Annotated in this window: 24 protein-coding genes, 1 tRNA gene and 1 riboswitch; of the genes, 22 read left to right on the top strand and 3 right to left on the bottom strand. The window is 62.6% G+C overall.

All coding sequences use genetic code 11. The features are described from left to right. The 16 genes from nuoH to NKJ67_RS32485 all read left to right on the top strand — a co-directional run bounded on the left by nuoH (position 1) and on the right by NKJ67_RS32485 (position 17,096). A complete protein-coding gene (gene nuoH / locus NKJ67_RS32560; RefSeq protein ID WP_352585422.1) occupies positions 1–1,044 on the top strand; it encodes an NADH-quinone oxidoreductase subunit NuoH in 1,044 nt (347 codons plus the stop codon). Next, entirely contained in the window at positions 1,041–1,295 is a 255-nt protein-coding gene (locus tag NKJ67_RS32555; protein WP_127810074.1) for a hypothetical protein, read from the top strand. Before nuoH ends, NKJ67_RS32555 begins: the two co-directional genes overlap by 4 nt. Then, a complete protein-coding gene (gene nuoI / locus NKJ67_RS32550) occupies positions 1,292–1,783 on the top strand; it encodes an NADH-quinone oxidoreductase subunit NuoI (RefSeq protein ID WP_023812382.1) in 492 nt (163 codons plus the stop codon). The genes NKJ67_RS32555 and nuoI overlap by 4 nt, the downstream gene beginning before the upstream one ends. A gap of 240 nt (positions 1,784–2,023) precedes the next feature. Further along, a complete protein-coding gene (locus NKJ67_RS32545) occupies positions 2,024–2,644 on the top strand; it encodes an NADH-quinone oxidoreductase subunit J (RefSeq protein ID WP_352585419.1) in 621 nt (206 codons plus the stop codon). Position 2,645: 1 nt separating this feature from the next. Beyond that, positions 2,646–2,954: an NADH-quinone oxidoreductase subunit NuoK gene (gene nuoK, locus NKJ67_RS32540; protein WP_010910101.1), complete on the top strand. Its 309-nt coding sequence runs from the start codon at positions 2,646–2,648 to the stop codon at positions 2,952–2,954. A 10-nt stretch (positions 2,955–2,964) separates the two neighbouring features. After that, a complete protein-coding gene (gene nuoL, locus NKJ67_RS32535; protein ID WP_127267203.1) occupies positions 2,965–4,938 on the top strand; it encodes an NADH-quinone oxidoreductase subunit L in 1,974 nt (657 codons plus the stop codon). Then, positions 4,938–6,443, top strand: a complete 1,506-nt coding sequence (locus NKJ67_RS32530) for an NADH-quinone oxidoreductase subunit M (RefSeq protein WP_127331476.1) — start codon at positions 4,938–4,940, stop codon at positions 6,441–6,443. Before nuoL ends, NKJ67_RS32530 begins: the two co-directional genes overlap by 1 nt. A gap of 18 nt (positions 6,444–6,461) precedes the next feature. Further along, positions 6,462–7,898, top strand: a complete 1,437-nt coding sequence (gene nuoN, locus NKJ67_RS32525; protein WP_127267201.1) for an NADH-quinone oxidoreductase subunit NuoN — start codon at positions 6,462–6,464, stop codon at positions 7,896–7,898. Between the two features lie 5 nt (positions 7,899–7,903). Next, positions 7,904–8,725 (top strand): biotin--[acetyl-CoA-carboxylase] ligase, encoded by an 822-nt coding sequence (locus NKJ67_RS32520; protein WP_352585416.1) that lies wholly within the window; start codon positions 7,904–7,906, stop codon positions 8,723–8,725. Between the two features lie 118 nt (positions 8,726–8,843). Continuing rightward, on the top strand, positions 8,844–10,514 hold the full coding sequence (locus NKJ67_RS32515; protein ID WP_127267199.1) for a ribonuclease J: 1,671 nt from the start codon (positions 8,844–8,846) through the stop codon (positions 10,512–10,514). Between the two features lie 103 nt (positions 10,515–10,617). Continuing rightward, positions 10,618–11,022, top strand: coding sequence for a methylmalonyl-CoA epimerase (gene mce / locus NKJ67_RS32510; protein ID WP_128289023.1), 405 nt, complete (start codon positions 10,618–10,620; stop codon positions 11,020–11,022). Beyond that, positions 11,019–11,303: a DUF1467 family protein gene (locus tag NKJ67_RS32505; protein WP_127267197.1), complete on the top strand. Its 285-nt coding sequence runs from the start codon at positions 11,019–11,021 to the stop codon at positions 11,301–11,303. Before mce ends, NKJ67_RS32505 begins: the two co-directional genes overlap by 4 nt. 653 nt (positions 11,304–11,956) lie before the next feature. Beyond that, a complete protein-coding gene (proS, locus tag NKJ67_RS32500) occupies positions 11,957–13,285 on the top strand; it encodes a proline--tRNA ligase (protein ID WP_256747669.1) in 1,329 nt (442 codons plus the stop codon). Next, positions 13,282–14,568 carry a lipoprotein-releasing ABC transporter permease subunit gene (locus NKJ67_RS32495; RefSeq protein WP_352585413.1) on the top strand — a complete coding sequence of 429 codons (1,287 nt, stop codon included), beginning with the start codon at positions 13,282–13,284 and terminating at the stop codon, positions 14,566–14,568. The genes proS and NKJ67_RS32495 overlap by 4 nt, the downstream gene beginning before the upstream one ends. Beyond that, on the top strand, positions 14,565–15,248 hold the full coding sequence (locus NKJ67_RS32490; protein ID WP_174800360.1) for an ABC transporter ATP-binding protein: 684 nt from the start codon (positions 14,565–14,567) through the stop codon (positions 15,246–15,248). Before NKJ67_RS32495 ends, NKJ67_RS32490 begins: the two co-directional genes overlap by 4 nt. Positions 15,249–15,845: 597 nt before the next feature. Further along, positions 15,846–17,096 (top strand): site-2 protease family protein, encoded by a 1,251-nt coding sequence (locus NKJ67_RS32485; protein ID WP_352585411.1) that lies wholly within the window; start codon positions 15,846–15,848, stop codon positions 17,094–17,096. 21 nt (positions 17,097–17,117) lie between these two features. On the opposite strand, the gene lipB is transcribed toward NKJ67_RS32485, so the two are convergent. After that, complete coding sequence (gene lipB, locus NKJ67_RS32480; protein WP_128308481.1) at positions 17,118–17,861, bottom strand: lipoyl(octanoyl) transferase LipB; 744 nt, start codon at positions 17,859–17,861, stop codon at positions 17,118–17,120. A 235-nt stretch (positions 17,862–18,096) separates the two neighbouring features. Here lipB and NKJ67_RS32475 point away from each other — a divergent pair. The 3 genes from NKJ67_RS32475 (at position 18,097) to NKJ67_RS32465 (ending at position 20,334) form a co-directional block, all read left to right on the top strand. Beyond that, positions 18,097–18,181, top strand: a tRNA-Leu gene (locus tag NKJ67_RS32475). Positions 18,182–18,371: 190 nt separating this feature from the next. Then, positions 18,372–19,790, top strand: a complete 1,419-nt coding sequence (gene mgtE, locus NKJ67_RS32470; protein ID WP_127382185.1) for a magnesium transporter — start codon at positions 18,372–18,374, stop codon at positions 19,788–19,790. 157 nt (positions 19,791–19,947) lie between these two features. Continuing rightward, complete coding sequence (locus NKJ67_RS32465) at positions 19,948–20,334, top strand: MerR family transcriptional regulator (protein WP_023685221.1); 387 nt, start codon at positions 19,948–19,950, stop codon at positions 20,332–20,334. Between the two features lie 316 nt (positions 20,335–20,650). Here NKJ67_RS32465 and NKJ67_RS32460 read toward each other — a convergent pair whose 3' ends face one another. Next, positions 20,651–21,127, bottom strand: a complete 477-nt coding sequence (locus tag NKJ67_RS32460) for a methyltransferase family protein (RefSeq protein WP_127267999.1) — start codon at positions 21,125–21,127, stop codon at positions 20,651–20,653. Further along, positions 21,124–22,122, bottom strand: coding sequence for a heparan-alpha-glucosaminide N-acetyltransferase (locus NKJ67_RS32455; RefSeq protein WP_127267998.1), 999 nt, complete (start codon positions 22,120–22,122; stop codon positions 21,124–21,126). The genes NKJ67_RS32460 and NKJ67_RS32455 overlap by 4 nt, the downstream gene beginning before the upstream one ends. Before the next feature lie 222 nt (positions 22,123–22,344). On the opposite strand from NKJ67_RS32455, the gene NKJ67_RS32450 reads away from it, so the two are divergent. The 3 genes from NKJ67_RS32450 (at position 22,345) to NKJ67_RS32440 (ending at position 24,829) form a co-directional block, all read left to right on the top strand. Continuing rightward, on the top strand, positions 22,345–23,544 hold the full coding sequence (locus NKJ67_RS32450; RefSeq protein WP_352585407.1) for an MFS transporter: 1,200 nt from the start codon (positions 22,345–22,347) through the stop codon (positions 23,542–23,544). A 65-nt stretch (positions 23,545–23,609) separates the two neighbouring features. Continuing rightward, positions 23,610–23,806, top strand: a riboswitch (cobalamin riboswitch). A 36-nt stretch (positions 23,807–23,842) separates the two neighbouring features. After that, positions 23,843–24,022, top strand: coding sequence for a CbtB domain-containing protein (locus tag NKJ67_RS32445; protein ID WP_127267996.1), 180 nt, complete (start codon positions 23,843–23,845; stop codon positions 24,020–24,022). 15 nt (positions 24,023–24,037) lie between these two features. Then, positions 24,038–24,829, top strand: coding sequence for a CbtA family protein (locus NKJ67_RS32440; RefSeq protein WP_128308479.1), 792 nt, complete (start codon positions 24,038–24,040; stop codon positions 24,827–24,829). Positions 24,830–24,991: the final 162 nt, after the last annotated feature.

Genomic DNA, 24,991 nt, shown 5'->3' with positions numbered 1-24,991 from the left:
ATGGACACTTTCTTCTCCTTCTACGTGCTGCCGGCGCTGCTGATCCTGTTGAAGTCGGTCGTGCTGATCGTCGTGCTTTTGATCTTCGTCGCCTACATCCTCTACGCCGACCGCAAGATCTGGGCGGCGGTGCAGTTGCGCCGTGGCCCGAACGTCGTCGGTCCCTGGGGCACGCTGCAAGCTTTCGCCGATCTGTTGAAGTTCGTCTTCAAGGAGCCGGTCATCCCGTCCGGCGCCAACAAGGGCGTGTTCCTGTTGGCGCCGCTGGTGTCGGCCGTGTTGGCGATCTCGGCCTGGGCGGTCATCCCGGTCGATCAGGGCTGGGCGATCGCCAACGTCAATGTCGGCATCCTCTATGTTTTCGCCATCTCCTCGCTCGAGGTCTATGGCGTGATCATGGGCGGCTGGGCCTCCAACTCGAAGTATCCGTTCCTCGGCGCGCTGCGTTCGGCGGCGCAGATGGTGTCCTACGAAGTCTCGATCGGCTTCGTCATCGTCACCGTTCTGCTCACCGCCGGCTCGCTCAACCTCACCGATATCGTGCTGTCGCAGCATGATGGAATTGGTACGCGGCTTGGCCTGCCCAACACGTTCCTCGACTGGAACTGGCTGGCGCTGTTCCCGATGTTCATCATCTTCTTCATCTCGGCCTTGGCCGAGACGAACCGGCCGCCTTTCGATCTGGTGGAAGCCGAATCGGAGCTGGTCGCCGGCCACATGGTCGAATATTCGTCGACGCCGTTCCTTTTGTTCTTCCTCGGCGAGTATGTCGCCATCGTGCTGATGTGCGCGCTGGCCACCATCCTGTTCCTCGGCGGCTGGCTGCCTCCGTTCGACTTCGCGCCGTTCACCTGGGTGCCGGGCGTCATCTGGTTCGTGCTGAAAGTCTGCTTTGTGTTCTTCGGCATCTCCATGGTGAAGGCCTTCGTGCCGCGCTACCGCTACGACCAATTGATGCGGCTTGGCTGGAAAGTGTTCCTGCCGATCTCGCTGTTCATGGTGGTCGCCACCGCCGCCTTCCTCAAGATCACGGGATGGGCATGAGCACAGTTTTCCTTGGCCTGATCGGTGTGATTTGTGGATTGGCGGTTGCGACATTCGGCTACGTCGCTGTTTTGCCATTCGTGCTTAAAAGCCAGGAGAGGCTGCCGGCCGGATATGTGATGCCGATCTTGGGTTGGAATAAGAGCAAGATTGGTGAGATGACCACATTTGCATATCGCTATTTCATGCCGGTTTTTTGGTCCATCTTGGGGGCGATACTGGCAGTAACGACGTTTGGAGCACAACAATGAGCGCTCTTTCCCAAGCCGCCAAATCGCTGCTGCTGCAGGATTTCGTCAGCGCCTTCTTCCTGTCGATGCGCCAGTTCTTCGCGCCGAAGGAGACGATCAACTATCCGCACGAGAAGGGGCCGACCAGCCCGCGCTTCCGCGGAGAGCATGCGCTGCGCCGCTATCCCAATGGCGAGGAACGCTGCATCGCCTGCAAGCTGTGCGAGGCGATCTGCCCGGCGCAGGCCATCACCATCGAGGCCGGCCCGCGCCGCAATGACGGCACGCGCCGCACGGTTCGCTACGACATCGACATGGTGAAGTGCATCTATTGCGGCTTCTGCCAGGAAGCCTGCCCGGTCGACGCCATCGTCGAGGGGCCGAATTTCGAATTCGCGACGGAGACGCGTGAGGAACTCTACTACGACAAGGACAAGCTGTTGGCGAATGGCGACCGGTGGGAGCGCGAGCTGGCGCGCAACATCTCGCTGGACTCGCCCTACCGCTGATATTTGACGCATGGGGCGGGGCAGGGGCCTCGTCCAGAGGATGATCCCGAAAAGTTGCGGACTTTTCGGACCAGATCATGCTCCGGAATACAGAGTGGCCCATGTTTCTTTCGATCGGGCCTTTCAACCCGATCGGAACATGGGCTAGGACAACGCGGCTTTGGAACCGGAGGCGGAACCAGGCCAGAGACAACAAACAGGACGAGCGTCCTGTTCGTACAGGAACCCGGGGGATCCCCAATGTTGAGTGGACTAGAGGCGGCCTTTTTCTACCTCTTCGCCTTTGTCGCGGTGGCGTCGGCGTTCATGGTCATTTCGTCGCGCAACCCCGTGCATTCGGTGCTGTTCCTGATCCTGACCTTTTTCAACGCCGCCGGCCTGTTCATGCTGACCGGGGCCGAGTTCCTGGCGATGATCCTGCTCGTCGTCTATGTCGGCGCGGTGATGGTGCTGTTCCTGTTCGTCGTCATGATGCTCGACGTCGATTTCGCCGAGATGAAGGAGGGCGCTCTGCAATATGCGCCGATCGGCGCGCTGGTCGGGCTGATCCTGGCGGCGGAGCTGATCGTCGTGCTCGGCGGCTACACTTTCGCGCCGCAGCTCGCCTCGACGGTCTCCAAGCCCATTCCGGATCTCGCCACGCGAACAAACACGGCCGCACTCGGCGACATCCTCTATACCGACTACCTCTACTATTTCCAGATTTCGGGCCTCGTGCTGCTGGTCGCCATGATCGGCGCCATTGTGCTGACGCTGCGCCATAAACCAGGCGTCAAGCGGCAGTCGACCGCAGCCCAGGTCGGCCGCACGCCGGCGACCGGTATGGAAATCCGCAAGGTCAAGACAGGCGAGGGACTCTGAGATGGTTGTCGGCATCGCGCATTATCTGACCGTATCGGCTGTTCTGTTCACGCTCGGCGTGTTCGGCATCTTCCTGAACCGCAAGAACGTCATCGTCATCCTGATGTCGGTCGAGCTGATCCTGCTGGCGGTCAACATCAATTTCGTCGCCTTTTCGGCAGCACTCGGCGATCTGGTCGGCCAGGTGTTCGCGCTGTTCGTGCTGACGGTCGCGGCGGCTGAGGCCGCCATCGGGCTTGCCATTCTCGTCGTCTTCTTCCGCAACCGCGGCTCGATCGCGGTCGAAGACGTGAACATGATGAAGGGTTGACGGAACCACCATGTATCAGGCCATCGTCTTCCTTCCCCTGCTCGGCTTCCTGATCGTCGGCCTGTTCGGCACGTCGCTCGGCGCCAAGGCGTCCGAATACATCACCTCCGGTTTCCTGGTGATCGCGGCGGTGCTGTCGTGGGTCGCTTTCTTCACCGTCGGTTTCGGCCATGGCGAGGTGTTCACCGTGCCGGTGATGCGCTGGATCCAGTCAGGCGGGCTGGAAGCGGCCTGGGCGCTCAGGATCGACACGCTGACGGTGGTGATGCTGGTGGTGGTCAACACCGTGTCGGCGCTGGTTCACATCTATTCGATCGGCTACATGCACCACGATCCGAACCGGCCGCGCTTCTTCGCCTATCTGTCGCTGTTCACCTTCGCCATGCTGATGCTGGTGACATCAGACAATCTGGTGCAGATGTTCTTCGGCTGGGAAGGGGTGGGCCTCGCCTCCTATCTGCTGATCGGCTTCTGGTACAAGAAGCCGTCGGCCAATGCCGCGGCAATCAAGGCCTTCGTCGTCAACCGCGTCGGCGATTTCGGCTTCGCGCTCGGCATTTTCGGCCTGTTCGTGCTGTTCGGCTCGGTCAATCTCGGCACCATCTTTGCCAATGCGGCAACGTTCATTCCGGCCGAAGGCGCCCCGCACGGCGCCGCGGTGCTGACCTTCCTCGGCTATGCGCTGGACAAGCAGGCGGCCATGACGATCGTCTGCCTGCTCCTGTTCATGGGCGCCATGGGCAAGTCGGCGCAAGTGCCGCTGCACACCTGGCTGCCGGATGCCATGGAAGGCCCGACACCGGTTTCCGCGCTGATCCATGCCGCCACCATGGTGACGGCCGGCGTGTTCATGCTGGCACGGCTGTCTCCGCTGTTCGAACTGTCGCATTCGGCGCTGACTGTGGTGACCTTCATCGGTGCCTTCACGGCCTTCTTCGCGGCCACCGTCGGTCTCGTCCAGAACGACATCAAGCGCGTCATCGCCTACTCGACCTGCTCGCAGCTCGGCTACATGTTCGTGGCACTCGGCGTCGGCGCCTATGGCGCGGCGATCTTCCACCTGTTCACGCATGCCTTCTTCAAGGCGCTGCTGTTCCTCGGCTCGGGCTCGGTCATCCATGCCGTGTCCGACGAGCAGGACATGCGCAAGATGGGCGGCCTCAGGAAACTGATCCCGACCACCTACTGGATGATGGTGATCGGCACGCTGGCGCTGACCGGCGTCGGCATTCCGGTGACGGTCATCGGCACCGCCGGCTTCTTCTCCAAGGACGCCATCATCGAGAGCGCCTTTGCCGGCCACAATTCGGTTGCCGGCATGGCCTTCGTGCTTTTGGTCATCGCCGCCTGCTTCACCTCCTTCTACTCCTGGCGGCTGATCTTCATGACCTTCCACGGCAAGCCGCGGGCGAGCCATGAGGTGATGCACCATGTCCATGAATCGCCGCCGGTGATGCTGGTGCCGCTGTTCATCCTGGCCGCGGGCGCGCTGTTTGCCGGCGTCATCTTCCACGGTGCCTTCATCGGCGAGGGCTATGCCGAGTTCTGGAAGGCATCGCTGTTCACACTGCCTGACAATCACATCCTGCACGACATCCACGAATTGCCGCTGTGGGTCGAACTGTCGCCCTTCATCGCCATGCTGATCGGCTTCGCGCTGGCCTGGAAATTCTACATCCGCTCGCCGGAAATGCCGGTCAACCTCGCCGCGCAGCATCGCGGGCTCTACGCCTTCCTGCTCAACAAGTGGTATTTCGACGAGCTCTACGACTTCCTGTTCGTGCGGCCCGCCAAGCGCCTCGGCCATTTCCTGTGGAAGACCGGCGACGGCACCATCATCGACGGCCTTGGCCCGGATGGCATTGCGGCGCGCGTCGTCGATGTCACCGACCGCGTCGTCAAGCTGCAGACCGGCTATCTCTACCACTACGCCTTCGCCATGCTGATCGGCGTTGCCGCACTCGTCACCTGGATGATGCTCTGATGACCGCATGGCCAATCCTCTCGCTGGTCACCTTCCTGCCGCTGGTTGGTGTGCTGCTTATCCTGTTCATCAATGACGACAGCGAAAATGCACGCCGCAACATCCGCGCCATCGCGCTGTTGACGACGACTTTCACGTTCATCATCTCGCTGTTCATCTGGACCGGATTCGACAATTCGCAGTCCGGCTTCCAGTTCGTCGAGAAGGTCGCCTGGCTCGACTCCGGCATTTCCTACCATATGGGCGTCGACGGCATCTCGATGCTGTTCGTCATCTTGACGACGTTCCTGATGCCGCTCTGCATCCTGGCGTCGTGGGAATCGATCGAGAAGCGCGTGAAGGCCTACATGATCGCCTTCCTGCTGCTCGAAACGCTGATGATCGGCGTGTTCTGCGCGCTGGACATCGTGCTGTTCTACGTCTTCTTCGAAGCCGGCCTGATCCCGATGTTCATCATCATCGGCGTCTGGGGCGGCAAGCGGCGCGTCTACGCCTCGTTCAAGTTCTTCCTCTACACGCTCGCCGGCTCGGTGCTGATGCTGCTCGCCATCATGGCGATGTTCTTCCAGTCCGGCACAACCGACATCCCGACGCTGCTGACCCACAACTTCCCGGCCAACATGCAGACATGGCTATGGCTTGCCTTCTTCGCCTCCTTCGCGGTGAAGATGCCGATGTGGCCGGTGCACACCTGGCTGCCCGACGCGCACGTCGAGGCGCCAACGGCGGGCTCCGTCATCCTGGCCGGCATCCTGTTGAAGATGGGCGGGTACGGTTTCCTGCGGTTCTCCTTGCCGATGTTCCCGCTGGCGTCGGAAATGTTCGCGCCGCTGGTCTTCGCGCTGTCCGTCGTCGCCATCATCTACACCTCCCTGGTGGCGCTGATGCAGGAGGACATGAAGAAGCTGATCGCCTATTCGTCGGTTGCTCATATGGGCTTCGTCACCATGGGCATCTTCGCCATGAACCAGGAAGGCGTGCAGGGCGCGATCTTCCAGATGCTCAGCCACGGCCTCGTCTCCGGCGCGCTGTTCCTGTGCGTCGGTGTCATCTACGACCGCATGCACACACGTGAGATCGCGGCCTATGGCGGCCTGGTCAACAACATGCCGAAATACGCCACGGTGTTCCTGATCTTCACCATGGCCAATGTCGGCCTGCCCGGTACCAGCGGCTTCGTCGGCGAGTTCCTGACCATGCTCGGCGTGTTCCGGGTCAACACCTGGGTGGCGTTCTTCGCCGCCACCGGCGTCATCCTGTCGGCCGCCTACGCGCTCTGGCTCTACCGCCGGGTGATCTTCGGTGCGCTGACCAAGGACAGCCTGAAGGGCCTGCTCGACCTGTCGCTGCGCGAGAAGGTGATCATCTACCCGCTGGTCGTTCTAGTCATCTTCTTCGGCGTCTATCCCGCCCCGGTCTTCGACGCGACGGCCGAATCGGTCAAGTCGCTCGTCACCAATGTCACTGCATCCATCGGCGCCGCGCAGACCGCGGCGGCGAACTGACCAGAGGTTTTGCGAACCATGACGCCGGACCTTCTCTCCAGCCTGTCGCTCTCGACGCCAGAGCTGATCCTTGCCGTCGGCGCGCTGGCGCTGCTGATGGTCGGAGCCTATTCGCGCGCCAACACGGCCAACACGGTAACCGGCCTTGCGGTGGCCGTGCTGGCGATCGCAGGCGCCTGGCTGATCTTCCGGACCGGGCAGGGCAGCGCTTACGGCAATGCCTTCATCCAGGATTCCTTCGCCCGCTTCATGAAGGTGCTGGCGCTGGTCGGCTCGGCGGTGACGCTGGTGATGTCGATGCGCTTTGCCAAGGCTGAACGCTTCGACAAGTTCGAATATCCGGTGCTGATCCTGCTGTGCACGCTCGGCATGATGCTGATGATCTCCGCCAATAGCATGATCGGGCTCTATCTCGGCCTCGAACTGCAATCGCTGGCGATCTACGTGCTGTGCGCGATCAACCGCGACAATCTGCGTTCGACTGAGGCTGGCCTCAAATATTTCGTCCTCGGCGCGCTGTCGTCGGGCATGCTGCTCTATGGCATCAGCCTGGTCTATGGCTACACCGGCAACACCGGCTTCCAGGAAATCGCTTCTGCGCTCGGCAGCGGCGAGCGCCAGCTTGGCCTCGTTTTCGGCCTCGTCTTCGTGCTGGCCGGCCTGGCCTTCAAGATCTCGGCGGTGCCGTTCCACATGTGGACGCCAGACGTCTATGAGGGCGCGCCGACGCCGGTGACGGCCTTTTTGGCGGCGGCGCCCAAGATGGCGGCGATGGCGCTGATGGTTCGCGTCACCATGGGCGCGTTCAAGCCGATCGCCGCAGACTGGCAGCAGATCATCGTCTTCATCTCGATCGCCTCGATGGCGCTTGGTGCTTTCGCCGCCATCGGCCAGACCAACATCAAGCGGCTTATGGCCTATTCCTCGATCGGCCATATGGGCTACGCGCTGGTCGGCCTTGCCGCCAACAGCCAGGCCGGCGTGCGCGGCGTTGCCATCTACATGCTGATCTATCTGGTGATGACGCTCGGCACCTTCGCCTTCATCCTCGCCATGCGGCGCAAGGAAGGCAATGTCGAGCAGATCAGCGACCTGGCCGGCCTGTCGTCGACCAATCCGATCATGGCGACGATCCTGACCATCCTGATGTTCTCCCTGGCCGGCATTCCGCCGCTCGCCGGCTTCTGGGGGAAATGGTACGTCTTCCTCGCCGCCATCAACGCCAATCTCTATGCGCTGGCGATCATCGGCGTGCTGGCCTCGGTGGTGGGCGCCTATTACTACCTGCGCATCATCAAGATCATGTGGTTCGACGAACCGGTTGGCGGCTTCGTGCCGATGGCGACGGAATTGCGTGTCGTGCTCGGCGTCTCCGGCGCCTTCGTGCTGTTCTACGTGCTGATCGGCGGGCCGATCGGCACCTATGCCGAAGCCGCCGCCAAGACGTTTTTCTAGTCGGCATGGCATTTCGGCTGGCTCCAACCTCGGCGTCGGAAGGGTTCCGGCTCGAGGCGCATGAGAGCGTCGGCTCCACCAATGCGCTGGCACTGGACCACGCAAGGGCAGGCGACCCCGGCAGATTGTGGGTCGTTTCCAAGAAGCAGGAAAGCGGGCGTGGCCGGCGCGGCCGCGTCTGGGCGACCCCCGAAGGCAACCTCGCGGCGACGCTTCTCGTCATCACCAAGGCGGAGCTTCGCCTTGCCGCGACGCTGGGCTTCGTCGCCGGACTGGCGCTGGCCGATGCGCTCGACGCCGTGGTGCCGAAGGGCCGGATCGCCATCGGCCTCGACGGTGGCAGCGAAGGAAAGAACCGTTTCGAACTCAAATGGCCGAACGACGTGCTTGCCTCCGGCGCCAAGCTGGCCGGCATCCTGCTGGAATCGGCAATCCTGGATGGCGGCCGTTTCGCGGTGGCGGTCGGCATAGGCGTCAATGTGGTGGCATACCCCGAGGATTTGCCCTATCCCGCAACATCACTCAGCGCGCTGGGCGCGGCATGTGATGCGGAAACACTGTTCCTGGCGCTGTCGGATGCATGGAGCGAGAATGCCCGATTGTGGGACGAGGGGCGCGGACTTGCCGCCGTCAGGCGACGCTGGCTTGATCGTGCCGCGGGGCTCGGCGGCGAAGTTGCTGTCAGAATTGACGGTAATGTGGTGCGTGGGGTGTTTGAGACCATTGACGAGGACTGCCGTTTCGTGATCCGCGACGATGAAGGTTCGGTTCGGACGATCGCCGCCGGCGATGTGCATTTCGGCGCGGTCGCTTCGGCCAGGGCATAGGGCCGTTCATGAACGGTTCTAACTGTTTGTTTTTGCGCAACTCCGGTGGGAAAACCGTTACACACTTTTCCCGGAATTGCTTTTTAGGCTTGGCCTGAGGGCCAGGAAGGGAAAAATCATGGCGAAAGCGGAAACCGCCGAACTCGTCTTCGTGCCGCTCGGCGGCGTCGGCGAGATCGGCATGAACTTCGCTCTTTACGGCTACGGGCCGCCCAATGCGCGCGAATGGATCGTCATCGATGTCGGGGTGACCTTCCCCGATGCCAGCCTGCCGGGCGTCGACCTTGTGCTGCCCGACACGCGCTTCATCGAGGAGAACCTCGCCAATCTGCGCGGCATCATCATCACGCATGCGCATGAAGACCATTATGGCGCGCTGCTCGACACATGGCCGAAGCTGAAGGCGCCGGTCTGGATGACGCCGTTCAGCGCCGGCCTGCTGGAAGCCAAGCGGCAAGGCGAGCAGGGCGCGCCGAAAATACCGGTGACGATCTACCGGGCGGGCGAGAAATTCACCGTCGGCCCGTTCGAGATCGAAGCCATTCCGGTCGCGCACTCGATTCCCGAGCCGATGTCGCTGGCGATTACCTCGCCGGCCGGCACCGTCATCCATACCGGTGACTGGAAGATCGATCCGGAGCCGACGATCGGGCCGAAGACCGACGAGGCGCGTTTCCGGGCTTATGGCGACAAGGGCGTTCTGGCGCTGATCTGCGATTCGACCAATGCGCTGCGCGAAGGTGAGTCGCCTTCGGAAGTGGCTGTGGGCGAGGGCCTCAAGGGCGTCATCCAGGCTGCCAAGGGCCGTGTCGCCGTCACCACATTCTCCTCCAATGTCGGACGCATCGTCTCGATCGCCAAAGCGGCGCGCGATGCCGGACGCCAGTGCCTGGTGCTTGGCCGTTCGCTGAAGCGGGTCATCGATGTGGCCGGCGAACTCGGCTACATGGACGGTCTGCCGGAGTTCATCGCCGAGGAGGATTTTGGTTTCATCCCGCGCGAGAACCTGGTCATCATCTGCACCGGCAGCCAGGGCGAGCCGCTGGCCGCACTGGCCAAGCTGTCGCGCGAAGAGATGAAGTCGGTGTCACTGACGGCGGGCGACACGGTGGTGTTTTCCTCGCGTACCATTCCCGGCAACGAGAAGGCGATCCTCGAGATCAAGAACCGCCTCATCGACCTCGGCGTCAAGATCATCGAGGACGGCGATGCACTGGTGCATGTCTCCGGCCATCCGCGGCGCAGCGAATTGCGCAAGATGTATGAATGGGTGCGCCCGCAGATCGGCGTTCCCGTGCATGGCGAGGCGGCACATCTGGTGGCGCAGGGCTCGCTGATGTCGACATCGGGCATCGGCCAGGTGGCGCAGGTGCGCGACGGCGACATGCTCAGGCTTGCTCCCGGCCCAGCCACCATCATGGATCAGGTGCCGTTCGGCCGTATCTACAAGGATGGCAGACTGATCGGCACCGATCAGGCGATGGGCATCCGCGACCGGCGCAAGCTGTCCTTTGCCGGCCATGTGGCGGTCAATGTCGTCCTGGACGACAAATATGAGCTTGCCGGCGACCCCGACCTAGTCGCCATCGGCGTCGCCGAGGCCGATGGCCGTGGCGAGTCGCTGGAAGATCTGATGATCGATGCGGCAATCGGCGCGGTGGACTCCATCCCCCGTCAGCGCCGAAAAGACCTCGACCTGGTGCAGGAAGCAGTGCGGCGCGCCGTGCGCGGCGCCGCCAACGAAGCCTGGGGTAAGAAGCCGCTGGTGACTGTATTCGTCACAAGATGACGAGAGGGAGTATGGGAGTAGGGGAGTAGGAAGAGCAAACAGCTGACATATCTGTCTTTTCCCCTACTCCCGTATTCCCCTACTCCCCTACTTGGGAGTGCCAATGCTCGGACGTCTGAACCATGTCGCGCTTGCCGTGCCGGATCTGGCGGCCGCCGTCGCCGCCTATCGCAACACGCTGGGTGCCGAAGTGACGGCGCCGCAGGCGCTGCCGGAGCATGGCGTCACGGTGGTGTTCGTCAATGTCGGCAACACCAAGGTCGAACTTCTGGAGCCATTGGGCGAGGGGTCGCCGATCGCCGCCTTCCTGGAGAAGAACCCTTCCGGCGGCATGCATCACCTTTGCTATGAGGTCGACGACATCCTGGCCGCGCGCGATCAGCTCAAGGCCGCCGGCGCCCGCGTGCTGGGCGACGGCAGTCCGAAGATCGGCGCGCACGGCAAGCCGGTGCTGTTCCTGCATCCGAAGGATTTTTTCGGAACGCTGATCGAACTGGAGCAATCATGAGCTGGGTTTCGTTCACCGCCTTGTTTTTCGCGACCTGGTGGGTGGTGCTGTTCGCCGTGCTGCCGTTCAGCGTGAGGACGCAGGACGACGATCGTGACGTGACGCTGGGCACGGTTCCGAGCGCGCCGCGCGGTCCCCACATGCTGCGCGCCGTGATCCGCACCACCATCGCCACCGCGATCCTGATGGGCATTTTCTATGGCCTGACGCATGGGCTTGGATACAGCCTCAACGACATCCCGCACATCGTGCCGGAATTCAGCCAAACCTTAGCCAAATAGCCGGCCCCGGCCCAAGAAGATTTGTCCGGCAAAGACGTTTTCATCCTTCGGAACAGCTTGGTTCCAGACAGGAATGCCGTGCCGTTTTGCGGCCGGACGAGCGCTGACGCTGGGTAAGGTGGTTTGGCAACGCGTTGCGCTAAGCAGATGATTGCACAAAAAAAATGCAAGGCACGAGGCCTTGCAATTTAAACGCGTCCGATCTGTTTCCGGTTTCCGGCGGCAGCGAGTAACCGCGCCTAGATCGCATCCTCCCAAGACTTTGACCGCGTAGGAGAGCAGATTTTTTTCTACCCTCTCGGTTATCGAGGTACATTAGCCTAAGGCGAATGAAAATGTCACGAAGAATTTTGCCTTGAAACGGGCATTCTCGTGCTGCACTGCACAATAGTGTGGCAGGCGTTGCTTGGCGAACGATCATCAAGACGCGCGCGGTGACCGGGAGGCCTTGCAGCGCCGTGGGTCTTCTGGGCGGGCGAAGGACGGTGCGACGCTTCTGATCCCGGCTATCCCGTGCTTTCTGAAATCGATTGCCGCTTTTCGGGCCGAAGCGTCCGGGTTCCCATTCCGCCTTGAAATGGCTATGAAGCCGGGTCAAGCAAGCCAAAGTCGCGCCGATTCTGACGCGGCCCTCCTCACTCACGGACCTGTCCATGCGTTTGTCGCGCTATTTCCTGCCGATCCTCAAAGAAAACCCGCGCGAGGCCGAGATCGTCTCGCACCGGCTGATGCTGCGTGCCGGCATGATCCGCCAGCAGGGACAGGGCAGTTTCTCGTGGCTGCCGCTCGGCAAGCGGGTGCTGGACAAGGTCTGCCGCATCATTCGCGAGGAGCAGAACCGCGCCGGTGCGCTGGAAATCCTGATGCCGACCATCCAGTCGGCCGATCTGTGGCGCGAAAGCGGCCGCTATGACGACTATGGCAAGGAGATGCTGCGCATCAAGGACCGGCAGGACCGCGACATGCTCTACGGCCCGACCAATGAGGAAGTGGTCACCGAGATCGTCCGCGCCTATGTGAAGTCCTACAAGGACCTGCCGCTCAATCTCTACCACATCCAGTGGAAGTTCCGCGACGAAGTGCGGCCGCGTTTCGGCGTCATGCGTTCGCGCGAGTTCCTGATGAAGGACGCCTATTCCTTCGACCTCGACTTCGAGGGCGCCAGGGCGGCCTACAACAGGATGTTCGTATCCTATCTCCGGACTTTTACGCGCATGGGGCTGCAGGCGATACCGATGCGGGCCGACACCGGGCCGATCGGCGGCGATCTCAGCCATGAATTCATCATCCTGGCCGACACCGGCGAGAGCCAGGTCTATTGCCACCGCGACTATCTTTCGCTGGATGTGCCCGGAGAGAAGACCGACTTCGCCAATGCCGCCGAGATCGGCGATATAGTCAAGACTTGGACGACACCCTACGCAGCCACCGACGAGATGCACGACGAGGCGGCGTGGGAGAAGATCGGCGAGAGCGACAAGGTTTCGGCGCGCGGCATCGAGGTAGGCCACATCTTCCATTTCGGCGACAAATATTCGAAGCCGATGGGCGCCAAGGTGACCGGGCCCGACGGCAAGGATCATTTCGTCTCCGGCGGCTCCTACGGCATCGGTCCGTCGCGGCTGGTCGCGGCGATCATCGAAGCCAGCCATGACGACAACGGCATCATCTGGCCGGAGGCGGTGGCTCCGTTCGACATCGGGCTGATCAACATGAAAGCGGGCGACGCCGAGTGCGACCGCGTCTGCGACGAGCTGCATGCCGCTTTCGTCGCCGCCGGCAAGGACGTGCTCTACGACGACACCGACCAGAGGCCCGGCGGCAAGTTCGCCACCGCCGACCTGATCGGCCTGCCCTGGCAAGTGATCGTCGGGCCGCGTGGTGTCGCAGCCGGCGAGATCGAGATCAAGAATCGCAAGACCGGCGAGCGCGAGACGCTGCCGATCGCAGACGCGAAGAAGCGCTTCGGTGTCGCCGCATGAACGAGGCGGTGGCGGCAAGACCGGTCGGCGCCGGACCCTTTTCCATCTTCGAGCGCATGGTCGCCTGGCGCTATCTGCGTTCGCGGCGCAAGGAGACGGTGATCTCGGTGATCGCCTCGATCTCGTTCCTCGGCATCATGCTGGGCGTCGCCACGCTGATCGTGGTCATGGCGGTGATGAACGGTTTCAGGGCGGAGCTTTTGACGCGCATTCTCGGCGTCAACGGCCATCTGATCGTGCAGCCGCTCGATTCGCCGCTGGAGGACTATGCGCAGGTCGCCAGCCGCATCAACGGTGTAGCAGGCGTTAAATACGCCATCCCGCTGATCGATGGCCAGGTGCTTGCGCAAGGCAATGTCGGCGGCGGAACCGGAGCGCTGGTGCGCGGCATACGCGGCGAGGATCTGAGCAAGATCGCCATCGTTGCCAGCAACATCAAGCAGGGCTCGATCGCCGATTTCGACTCTGGCGACGGCGTTGCCATCGGCAAGCGCATGGCGGAGAATCTCGGCCTGACGCTTGGCGATACCATCACCTTGATTTCGCCCGACGGCGACGTGACGCCGATCGGCACCACGCCGCGCATGAAGGGCTACAAGATCGCGGCGATCTTCGAAGTCGGCATGTCCGAATATGACACCTCCATCGTCTACATGCCGTTCTCGGAAGCGCAGCTCTATTTCAACATGGACGGGCGGGCGCAAACGATCGAGATCTATGTCGACAATCCAGACGATGTCGATGCGCTGAAACCGAAGGTGGAGGCGGCGGCGCAGCGGCCGATCGACATGGTCGATTGGCGTCAGCGCAACGAGACCTTCTTCTCCGCGCTGCAGGTCGAGCGCAACGTCATGTTCATGATCCTGACGCTGATCGTGCTGGTGGCGGCGCTGAACATCATCTCCGGCCTGATCATGCTGGTGAAGGACAAGGGGCACGACATCGCCATCCTGCGCACCATGGGGGCGTCGCGCGGCGCCATCCTGCGCATCTTCCTGATGACGGGTGCGGCGATCGGCGTGACCGGCACGCTTGCCGGTGTGCTGCTCGGCGTGCTGATCTGCACCAACATCGAGTCCATCCGCCAGTTCTTCTCATGGATGACCGGCAAGGTGCTGTTCAATCCGGAGCTCTATTTCCTCAGCCAGTTGCCGGCGAAGATGGATCCGCGCGAGACGACCTATGTCGTCCTGATGGCGCTCGGCCTGTCCTTCCTGGCAACCGTGTTTCCGGCATGGCGCGCCGCGCGTCTCGATCCGGTCGAAGCCTTGAGGTACGAATAGTGGCCGAGGTCATTATCGAGCTGAAGAGCGTCGAGCGGCACTATGTCCAGGGGCCGCGCAAGCTCACCATCCTGAACGGTGCCGATTTCTCGCTGAAGCGCGGCGAGATGGTGGCGCTGGTGGCGCCGTCGGGCACCGGCAAGTCGACCCTGCTGCACACTGCCGGCTTGCTGGAGCGTCCCGACGCCGGCGACGTCATCCTGGCCGGCCGTGCCTGCGGGCGGCTCTCCGATGACGAGCGCACGGCGATCCGCCGCAACGATGTCGGCTTCGTCTACCAGTTCCATCATCTGCTGCCGGAATTCTCGGCGCTGGAAAACATCATGATGCCGCAGCTCATCAAGGGGCTCAGCCGCAAGGACGCGGCCGAGCGCGCGGCGCAGCTGCTCGATTACATGCAGATCGGCAAGCGCGCGTCGCACCGGCCGTCCGAACTCTCCGGCGGCGAACAGCAGCGCGTCGCCATCGCGCGTGCGGTCGCCAATGCGCCGCTGGTGCTGCTGGCCGACGAGCCGACCGGCAATCTCGACCCGGTCACCGCGTCTTATGTGTTCGAGGCGCTGGCGGCGCTGGTCAAGCAATCGGGCCTCGCGGCGCTGATTGCCACCCACAATCACGAATTGGCATCGCGCATGGACCGGCGCGTCACCCTGGCCGACGGCAAAGTGGTGCCGCTTTAGTCTCTGATGTCGTCATCCTAGGGCGAAGCTCCGCGGAGCGGAGCGTAGACCCTAGGATCCATGCCGTTACTTTCGAGACAAATGCAGGGGTCGAGGATATGCGACCTCTATCAGAGCGATAATTCTGCACCGTAGCATCGCCCCTGGGTCACGGCATGGATCCTAGGGTCTGCGCGCGTCGCTCCGCTCCTTGCTCCGCCCTAGGATGACGATGCGATGGATGTATTGGCTAATCGCAAAGGCTTCGGTCAGCCCACGTAGCACCGTCGCTCGCCCATCAACCCTTTCTTAACCCTGCCGATTTGATCGCCCGGAAATTCCGGGCGCGGGCGGATCGTGCCCGTTGACTTTGAAACAAAATTAGAACAAAATGCGAACATATCAACAACAGGAGAGAGTTATGACCGATCTGGTTCAGGATGTCATCTCACTGGTTTGCATGAGCACGTTCCTTGTTTCCATGGCGATCTGGATCGGAGCCATGTGATTTGGCGGCGTTCGCCGCCGCGGGTCCTACGCGGTGGAAGGCCGTTCCGCCGTTAAGCTTTTCTTGCCGCCGCGACGTTAGGGTGCCTGAAAGACAGGGAGCAGCGTCGCGTGTCGCCCATCGTCACGGCCATTCTGGTGGCCAGCAATCTCGGGTTGATCTTTCTGTTGATGACCGCGCCGCTTGGTTTGCGCACGGTGCGGCTGACCCGTCTGGTGGCGATGGACCGCCAGCGCCTCTGGCAGGCGCTGTGGCCGCTCGGCAGCGATGCCGGCTGGTCCGGTGAGATCCTTTCCGCCGAGGCGCCGGACGGCGAGGGCGTGGCCCGCATCACGCTGTCGTGGGAAGGTCGCGACGGCAAGCCGATCGAACGCAAGTCGCGGTTTGAAGACGTCGTCGAAGGTATCAGCTTCTCGATGCGTGTCATCGAGGACACCGCGCTCGATGCTTCGTTCTGGAAGGACTTTTCCGAAACCGCCGAACTCGTTTCCGAGGGCAACGGCACGCGGGTGACGCTCAGCCAGACGGATCGCTATCGCGGCGTCGCCTTCCTGGTGTTCCGCTATTTCGCCCTGCGCCGCGAACTCTCCAAGCTGCAGCGCTGGGCGCGGACCGGGCAGTATCGCAAGGGCGGTTGGTTCGAGCATCCGCTCAGCCAGGTTGGCTTTGCCGGGCTTTCGGCGCTGATCCTGTGGCCATTCTTCGGCCTTCACTTCGGCGGTCTGGCACTGGCCGCGATCCTCACATCGGTGGTCGCCCTGCATGAGCTTGGCCATATGGCGGCGTTCCGGCTTATGGGCCACAACCGGGCACGGATGATCTTCATTCCGCTGCTCGGCGGCATCGCCATTGGCGGGCGGCCCTATGACAGCCGTTTCGAGGTGGCTTTCGTGGCGCTGATGGGCGCCGGCTTCTCCGCATTCCTGGTGCCGGTTGTGATCGCTGCCAGCACCTTTGCCGGCGCGGAAGGCCACCGGCTGGCGGCGGCCCTGCTGGCGACCCTGGCGGGCTTCGCCGCACTGTTCAACATCGCCAATCTGGTGCCGGTGTGGAAGTTCGACGGCGGTCAGGTGCTGCGCCAGATCTGTCCGGGACCGGTCGCACTGGCGCTGGCTTCCTTCTTCCTGCTCTCGGCTTTCCTGGCTGTCGGTTGGCAGGCCGGCTTTTCCTCCAATTTCCTGCTCGCGACGGGAGCGGTGTTTTCGATCCTCAGCCTGCTGACGATGAGCAGCGGGGTCAAGCCGCGTTACGAGCTGAAGCCGATCCGCACCATCGACCGCCTCGCCATGGCCGCGGCGTTGCTGGCGGTGTTCGCCATCCATGGCTATGGCGTGTTGTGGGCCTCCGCCCAACTGATTTGAGCCGTACCGGATCCGGAAGGATCAGCCCGCCTTGCGCTCGGCTTCGACAGGCAAGACCGTGGCGGGACCGAACACATCCTCGAAGGCGGATTTCAACGCGAGATCAAGGTCGGCCATTCCCAGGGGAAGGCCTAGGTCGACGAGGCTGGTGACGCCGTGGTCCTGCACGCCGCAAGGCACGATGCCGCTGAAATGGTCGAGATCGGGCTCGACATTGATGGCGATGCCATGAAAACTCACCCAGCGCCGCAGCCGGATGCCTATGGCCGCGATCTTGTCCTCGGCCGGCGAGCCGTCCGGCAGGGCAGGGCGATCCGGCCGCACGACCCAGACGCCGACCCGGTCCTCGCGGCGTTCGCCCTGCACGTTGAAGGCGGCGAGCGTGCCGATGATCCACTGTTCGAGCGCCGCGACGAAGGCGCGGACGTCCTCACGCCGCCGCTTCAGATCAAGCATGACATAGGCGACCCGCTGGCCCGGCCCATGATAGGTGTATTCGCCGCCGCGGCCGGCCGCAAATACCGGGAAGCGGCTGGCGTCGATCAGATCCTCGCCGCGAGCGCTGGTGCCGGCCGTGTAGAGCGGCGGGTGTTCGACCAGCCAGACCATTTCGCCGGCAGCGCCGCTGCGGATCGCCTCGGCGCGCGCCTCCATGAAGGCAAGTGCTTCGGGATAGGCGGTAAGGCCGGGCTCGATCAGCCATTCGACCGGTGCTGAACCGGGGAGCGGCAGGAACGACGTGGCGATCTGGCTGCGTTCGGGCATGGCGTATCGTCTTTTCGCTTATGCATGTCGCGTCCCAAAACCGCCTCGCACCTTTGGGTGACATCAACTTGCCTTCCATATGGCGATATCAGGCGCAAACGTCCAGTTCCGGCGCTGCGTTCGGACCCTGTGGAGCATTATGCCAATCGCCTGACATTATTGCTTGCCGTGCACTTGTTTCGCCGGAAACGATTTGCTACACGCCGCGAGCCGGTCGGTTCCGGCTCTACCACGTGCGGTCGTGGCGGAATTGGTAGACGCGCAGCGTTGAGGTCGCTGTGGGGCAACCCGTGGAAGTTCGAGTCTTCTCGACCGCACCATTTTCCTTCCCAGATCCCGATTGTGCAAGCTCCGCCCGCTGCGGGCCGGGCGCATTTCGTTTGATATTCCCGCGCTTTACGCCACTTTCTTTTTGAGCGTCGGATTCTCCCAAAACCGGTTTCCCCTTTGGGTCCGATGCTCTAGACCTGATTTGCACCTTTTCCGGGATTCTTGTGGCGGGAGGCGCTGGTGGAAGGCGAGCACGAACGGACGATTGGCGCCAGGGCCGCCGAGGAGCACCACGCCGACATCTATGGCGAGGACGGCGCCGTGCTTTCGTCCTTCCTGGCGCGGATTGGCGCGGCGATCGCCGACCGCGACACGCTGACCCTCAAGCATGAAGTCGACGACCTGCACCAGTCGGAACTCGGCGACCTGCTCGAGGCGCTGCATCCCGAACAGCGCCACGCGCTGGTCGAGCTCCTGGGCGCCGATTTCGACTTCTCCTCGCTGACCGAGGTCGACGAGGCGATCCGTATGGAGATCGTCGACAGTCTGCCCAATGCGCAGATCGCGCAGGCGGTACAGGAGCTCGATTCCGACGACGCCGTCTACATTCTCGAAGACCTCGAGAAGGAGGATCAGGACGAGATCCTGTCGCAGCTGCCGTTCACCGAGCGGATCAGGCTGCGCCGCTCGCTCGACTATCCCGAAGAGACGGCCGGCCGCCGCATGCAGACCGAGTTCGTCGCGGTGCCGCCGTTCTGGACGATCGGCCAGACCATCGACTACATGCGCGACGACCAGAATCTGCCCGAGCGCTTCAGCCAGATCTTCGTCATCGATCCGAGCTTCAAGCTGCTCGGCGCCATCGACCTCGACCAGATCCTGCGCACCAAGCGTTCGGTCAAGGTCGAGGAAGTGATGCACGAGACGCGGCACGCCATTCCGGCCACCATGGACCAGGAAGAGGCTGCACGGGAATTCGAGCAGTACGATCTTTTGTCGGCCGCAGTCGTCGACGAGAACGAACGGCTGGTTGGCGTTCTGACCATCGACGATGTTGTCGACGTCATACAGCAGGAGGCCGAAGAAGACTTGATGCGCATGGGCGGCGTCGGCGACGAGGAGCTTTCCGACAGCATCTTTTCGACCTCGCGCTCACGCGTTCCGTGGTTGCTGATCAACCTTCTGACCGCGTTCCTGGCGGCGTCGGTGATCAGCCTTTTCGACCGCACGATCGAACATATCGTCGCACTGGCGGTGCTGATGCCGATCGTCGCCGGCATGGGCGGCAATGCCGGCTCGCAAACCATGACCGTCACCGTGCGGGCGTTGGCGACCAGGGATCTCGACATCTACAATGCCGGCCGCATCATTCGCCGCGAGATGGGTGTCGGCTTCATCAACGGCATCGTCTTCGCCATCCTGATCGGCATCGTTGCGGCAGCCTGGTTCCGTGACCCCAATCTGGGCGGCATCATCGCGGCGGCGATGATCATCAACATGTTCGTGGCCGCCCTGGCCGGCATCCTGATCCCGCTGCTGCTCGATCGTTTCAAGGTCGATCCGGCGGTCGCTTCGGCAGTTTTTGTCACCACGGTTACCGACGTCGTCGGCTTCTTTGCATTTCTCGGCATTGCCACGTGGTGGTTCGGTGTGCCCTGAAGGCACGCCTTTTGGCTTAATTGACTTTTACGTAAATGCCGTGCGAGGCTTGCGCGGGGCGCCATGTCGATTCCGGCATGGCACGGGTTTTGGTTCGAGACATAAGGGTGACGCCGGCATGGCGATCGCCCCTTGGTTTCGGCGTGCGGGAGTGGCAATGCGAGAATATTATTCGATCACCGAGTTGACCCGCGAGTTCGACGTGTCGACGCGGACGCTTCGCTTTTACGAGGACGAAGGGCTGGTGCAGCCGGTGCGGCGTGGCCGCACGCGGCTGTTTCGCCCCTCCGACCGGCACCTCATCCGTCAGATCATGCGCGGCAAGAGGCTTGGCTTCTCGATCAACGAAATCCGCGAAATCATCCAGATGTACAAGGAGCCGCCCGGCGAAGTCGGCCAGCTCAACCTGATGATCAAGCGCATCGAGGAAAAGCGCGAGGATCTCCGGCAGAAGCGCCGCGATCTCGAGGAGACGCTGGCTGAACTCGACCAGGCCGAGGAATCTTGTGTGGAGCGGCTGGTTGAGCTTGGCGTGAATACCTGAGCGGACTGGATTCTGTCGCGCGTTAGCGTTCGGAATTAGCGGAGACGTCTATTCCTTCGTCATCCTAGGGCGGAGCAAGGAGCGTAGCGACGCGGCGCAGACCCTAGGATCCATGCCATGACTGCAATGCACCGCGACGGCGCAGAACTTTGCTCCGCTGCACTCCTCGACCGAGGTCACGGCATGGATCCTAGGGTCTCCGCGACGGAGCTGCGCTCCTGCTTCGCCCTAGGATGACGAAGTTCGCAAGACTTAGGCTAATCGCCGAAGTGTGCACCTGTCAAACCTCTCCGCGATGGAAACCAGGGGCGCCAGCTCAGATCCAGCGGCGCACGCGTTTGGCGTAGTCGCGGTACTTCTTGCCGAATTTTGCCGCCAGCACCTTTTCCTCGCCTTCGATCGCCATTTTCTGCGTGGCATAGGCGGCGATGAATGCGAGCGGCAGGAACCACACGATGCCCGAGACAAAGGCGACGCCGATCAACAGCAGGGTGTTGGCCAGATACATCGGATTGCGGGTGATGCCGAAGGGACCCGTGGTGACCAGGTGATCGGGCACAGCGTTCGGGTTCAGCGTGGTCTTGGCGCGGACCATGGTGCGGATCGCGGTGACCCAGAGCGCGGCGACGGCAAACAGCGCCACCCAGCCGGTGGCGAAAAGAATATCGCCCAGGAGGTCACCGATCCAGGGCAGGGGATAGAGCAGGCCCAGCGCGATGCTGATGGCGATGGCGGCGGTGTAGATCAGCGGCGGCCACGGTATGAGCCCCGGCTTAGGCTGGTTCTCGGTCATTTGACCCCTTCCTCCATCAACTTGCTGTCGGTCTTGGCGGTACACATGCCGGCGAGATCGGACAGATGCGTCTTCCATTCCGCAGTCTGATCGTTGTTGTAGAGCCGATCAAGCGTTGCCTCGCCCTCGAGCGTATCGAGCATGCAGACACAGTAGCTCGTACAGAACTCGGTGTCGCGCGACTGCTCGCAGGACAGCTGGCAGGTTTTGAGGAAATTCACCTGCGGGGTTTCGACCTGTGCCGGCATGATCTGCGAGAACAGCCACATGCAGCCGATCAGCAATGGCTGGTGGATCAGGTAGAACGCCAGGCTGTGCCGGCCGATAAAGACCAGCGGGTTGGCCCAGCGACCGGGCGCCAATTCGGCAAGCCGGGCAAGTACGCCTGAACCGGCGGCGAGTTTCGTCACCGCGATGCCCGCAAGCACGGCGCCGAACCATGGAAACAACGGAACGTAGTCGTTGGAGCGTGGATTGTTCGCCGACAGGCCTACCCACCACAGCCATGGGTGATCGAACGCCTCGAGGCGCAGATAGACAGGCGCCGCGATGACGAGCGCGGCGACGACAAGCGTCAGCAGTGCCGGCAGCCGCAGAAAGGCGAGGCCGAGCAGGCTGGCCAGCGCGATCTCGTGCAAGATGCCGAAGAAGATGAATCCATCCGGCGTGGCGATACGGGTGACGACCGATATCGCGATCGCGGCTCCCGCGACCATGGCGAACCGCTTCCAGAAGCCGTTCCAGCGGATTTGTCGGCCATGGGCGAGGTACAGGCTGACGCCGACCAGGAACAGGAAGGTCGAAGCGATGCAACGCGCGTAGATCTTCCACCAGCCGAAGGCGGTCAGGCCGGGATCGGTGTAGCCGAAGAACTCCAGATCCCAGGTGAAATGGTAGCTCGCCATGGCGATCAGCGCGATGCCGCGCACGATGTCGATGGCGACGATGCGCTTTGGTCGATCCGGAACGGGTGCGGTCGGCGTTTGGATGCTCATGGTCTCGCATTCTGATTCAGCCCCGCTGGAGGACTATCACGGTTGCCTGGGACAAAAGAAGACCGGCAACTCTGCCGACAACCCGGATCAGCCGCGGCATTGGGCCAGTGCAGGGAAGCCTTTGGCCGGCTTCGCTTTTGCCGGATGCGCGTCGGTTTCCTCTTATTGGCGCTGGGATCGCCACGTCAGATTTGACCCGGTGAATCTGCTTCGGGGAAAGCAATGTCCACCCATGTGCGCCATCCGATCTGGCTGCCGGCTCTCAAGGCCGCGGACGCGCGCACCTTCGCGTCGCTCTATGCGGTCGAATCCTTCGCCCGCGCCACGGTGTCGAGCGTCATCCCGATCCAGGCCTACGAGATCCTGCACAACGAGCAGATCGTGTCGATGCTCTACACAGTCGTGGCGATGCTCGGCCTGTCGGTGACATTGTTCATGCCGATGCTGATCCGCCGTTTTGCCCGCCGCTGGGTCTACACGGCGGGCGCCTGCCTGCTGGCCGTCGGCTCGCTGTTCTTCGTCACCGACACGCTTGCCGGGCAACTGGCCGGCATGCTGTGCCGGGTGATGGGCGCCAGCGCGCTGTCGATCACGCTCAATCTCTACATCATGGACCACATCCGCAAGACCGACTTCATGCAGGCCGAATCGCTGCGCATGGCGTGGTCGATGCTGGCCTGGACCGGTGGGCCGACGCTCGGCATCTTCCTCTACACGCGCTTCGGCATCTATGCCGCGCATGGTGCGGTCGCGGTGTTCGCGTTTGCCCTGCTGGCGCTGTTCTGGACCTACCGCCTCGGCGACAACCAGTCTATCCGTCCGGGCAAGACGCGCCCCGTCAATCCGCTCGCCAATATCGGCCGCTTCGTCGCGCAGCCCAGGCTTAGGCTGGCCTGGCTGATCGCCTTCGGGCGCTCCTGTTTCTGGACGACGTTCTTCGTCTATGGTCCGCTGTTCATGGTCATCACCGGCGAGGGCAAGCTGGCCGGCGGCCTGCTGGTTTCGGCCGGCAATGCGCTGCTGTTCATGGCCATCTTCTGGGGCAAGGCGGGGAAACGCTTCGGCGGCCGCAGGACCATGACGTTTGCCTATTTCGCCATGTCGGCCACGCTTTTGGCGGCGGGTTTCGTCGGCGAAACCGTGCCGCTGCTCACCGGCGCCTTCCTGCTTGGTGGTGCCTTCTTCGCCATTGCGCTCGACGCACTCGGCTCGACCGCCTTCATGCGCTCGGTGCGCTCCTATGAAAGACCGCAGATGGCAGCGGTCTACCGCACCTATCTCGATTTTTCCGAGCTGACGCCGCCGCTGGTCTATTCGGTGGCGCTGGCCTTCTTCGGCCTGGGCTCGGTGTTCGTCACGCTCGGTCTGCTGGCGGCGGTCTGCGGCTTTGTGACGTGGCGCTATCTGCCGAAATCACTTTGACCTTCATGGCGCATTCGCAATGGTCACCGGCGGAATTTGGTTTGCCGGAAGCGAGGATTCTGCCTATAGTCACCGGTGTCGCCGGTTCCATTTTGGAGCCAAGAGGGAATGCGGTGAGGGCGAATTTCGCCCAATGCCGTGGCTGCCCCCGCAACTGTGTGCGGTAGTCCTCTCCATAAACCACTGAGGATTTTTTCTTCGGGAAGGTGGGGAAGGACGCTGATCCGTGAGCCAGGAGACCTGCCGGCGACAGGAAACTGACTTCGATGCCCTCGGGTGGAGGGCGAAAGGACAAGACATGACTACCGCTTCCGTCTCCCTCGGCACCTCCGTCTCCTCGCAGTCGCGATTCATGCAGCTCGCTCTTGCCGCGCTGCTCGGCGTTTTCGTGATGGGCTTTGTCGGCTTCTCGCATATCGATGCGGTCCACAATGCGGCTCACGACTATCGCCATTCGATGGCGTTTCCCTGCCACTGACGAGGGGCTGACATCATGAACCTGTTTCGCAACGTCGTGTTCATCGCGGCGATCGCAGGGCTCGTGGCCGGCGTCGTCCTCGCCTGCCTGCAGGCCTATGCCACCGTGCCGCTGATCCTGAAGGCGGAAGTCTACGAACAGGCGGGCGGCGGGCATCACCATGACCATGCCGCTCCGGCCGCAACGGATAGCAATGCCATGAGCACAACTGCACCGGCGGGAGATGCCATGAGCTCTGCTGCCCCGGCGGCGGAAGCCGCTCCGGCAGACGAAGGCTGGGCGCCGGCAGACGGTTTCGAGCGTTTCGCCTTCAGCGTGCTTGCCAACATCGTCACCGGCATCGGCTTCGCCTTGATCCTGGTCGCGGTCTCCGAATTCGCCGGCGGCATCGGTGGCTGGCGCCAGGGCGTGTTCTGGGGCCTGGCCGGCTTCGCCGTGTTCACGCTGGCGCCTGGCCTCGGCCTGCCGCCGGAACTGCCGGCCATGCCGGCCGCCGATCTCACCCAGCGCCAGATCTGGTGGTGGGCAACGGTGGCGGCAACCGCTGCCGGTCTCGGCCTGATCGCGTTCCGCAAGTCGCTGCCGCTGGCGATCCTTGCCGTCCTTTTGATCGTCGCGCCGCATATTGTCGGTGCGCCGCAGCCCGGCAGTTACGAGACGGCGATTCCGGAAGGGCTGCATCACCAGTTCGTGGTGGCGGTGACCGTGACCAATCTGGTGTTCTGGCTGGTGCTCGGCGCGGTCGTCGGTGTGGTGCGTGGCCGCTTCACCGGCACCGCGACCAGCCTGCGCGACAGCTTTGCCTGATCGCAAGACACTGACCTTCCTCATCGGCGGTGGGGGGGCCGGGGAAGGAGCGCGACCCCCCAAAAATTAGAGAACCAGGGACCGGGCCCGCGTAGTATTGTAAAAACCGCCCGACCAAAAAGTTAAGCTAAAATAAACCAACAAGAATGGAGCGGAGGGGAG

This window comes from Mesorhizobium sp. M0088, assembly GCF_040322895.1.
GTDB lineage: Bacteria > Pseudomonadota > Alphaproteobacteria > Rhizobiales > Rhizobiaceae > Mesorhizobium.
This window is presented reverse-complemented; position numbering and strand designations above follow the sequence as displayed.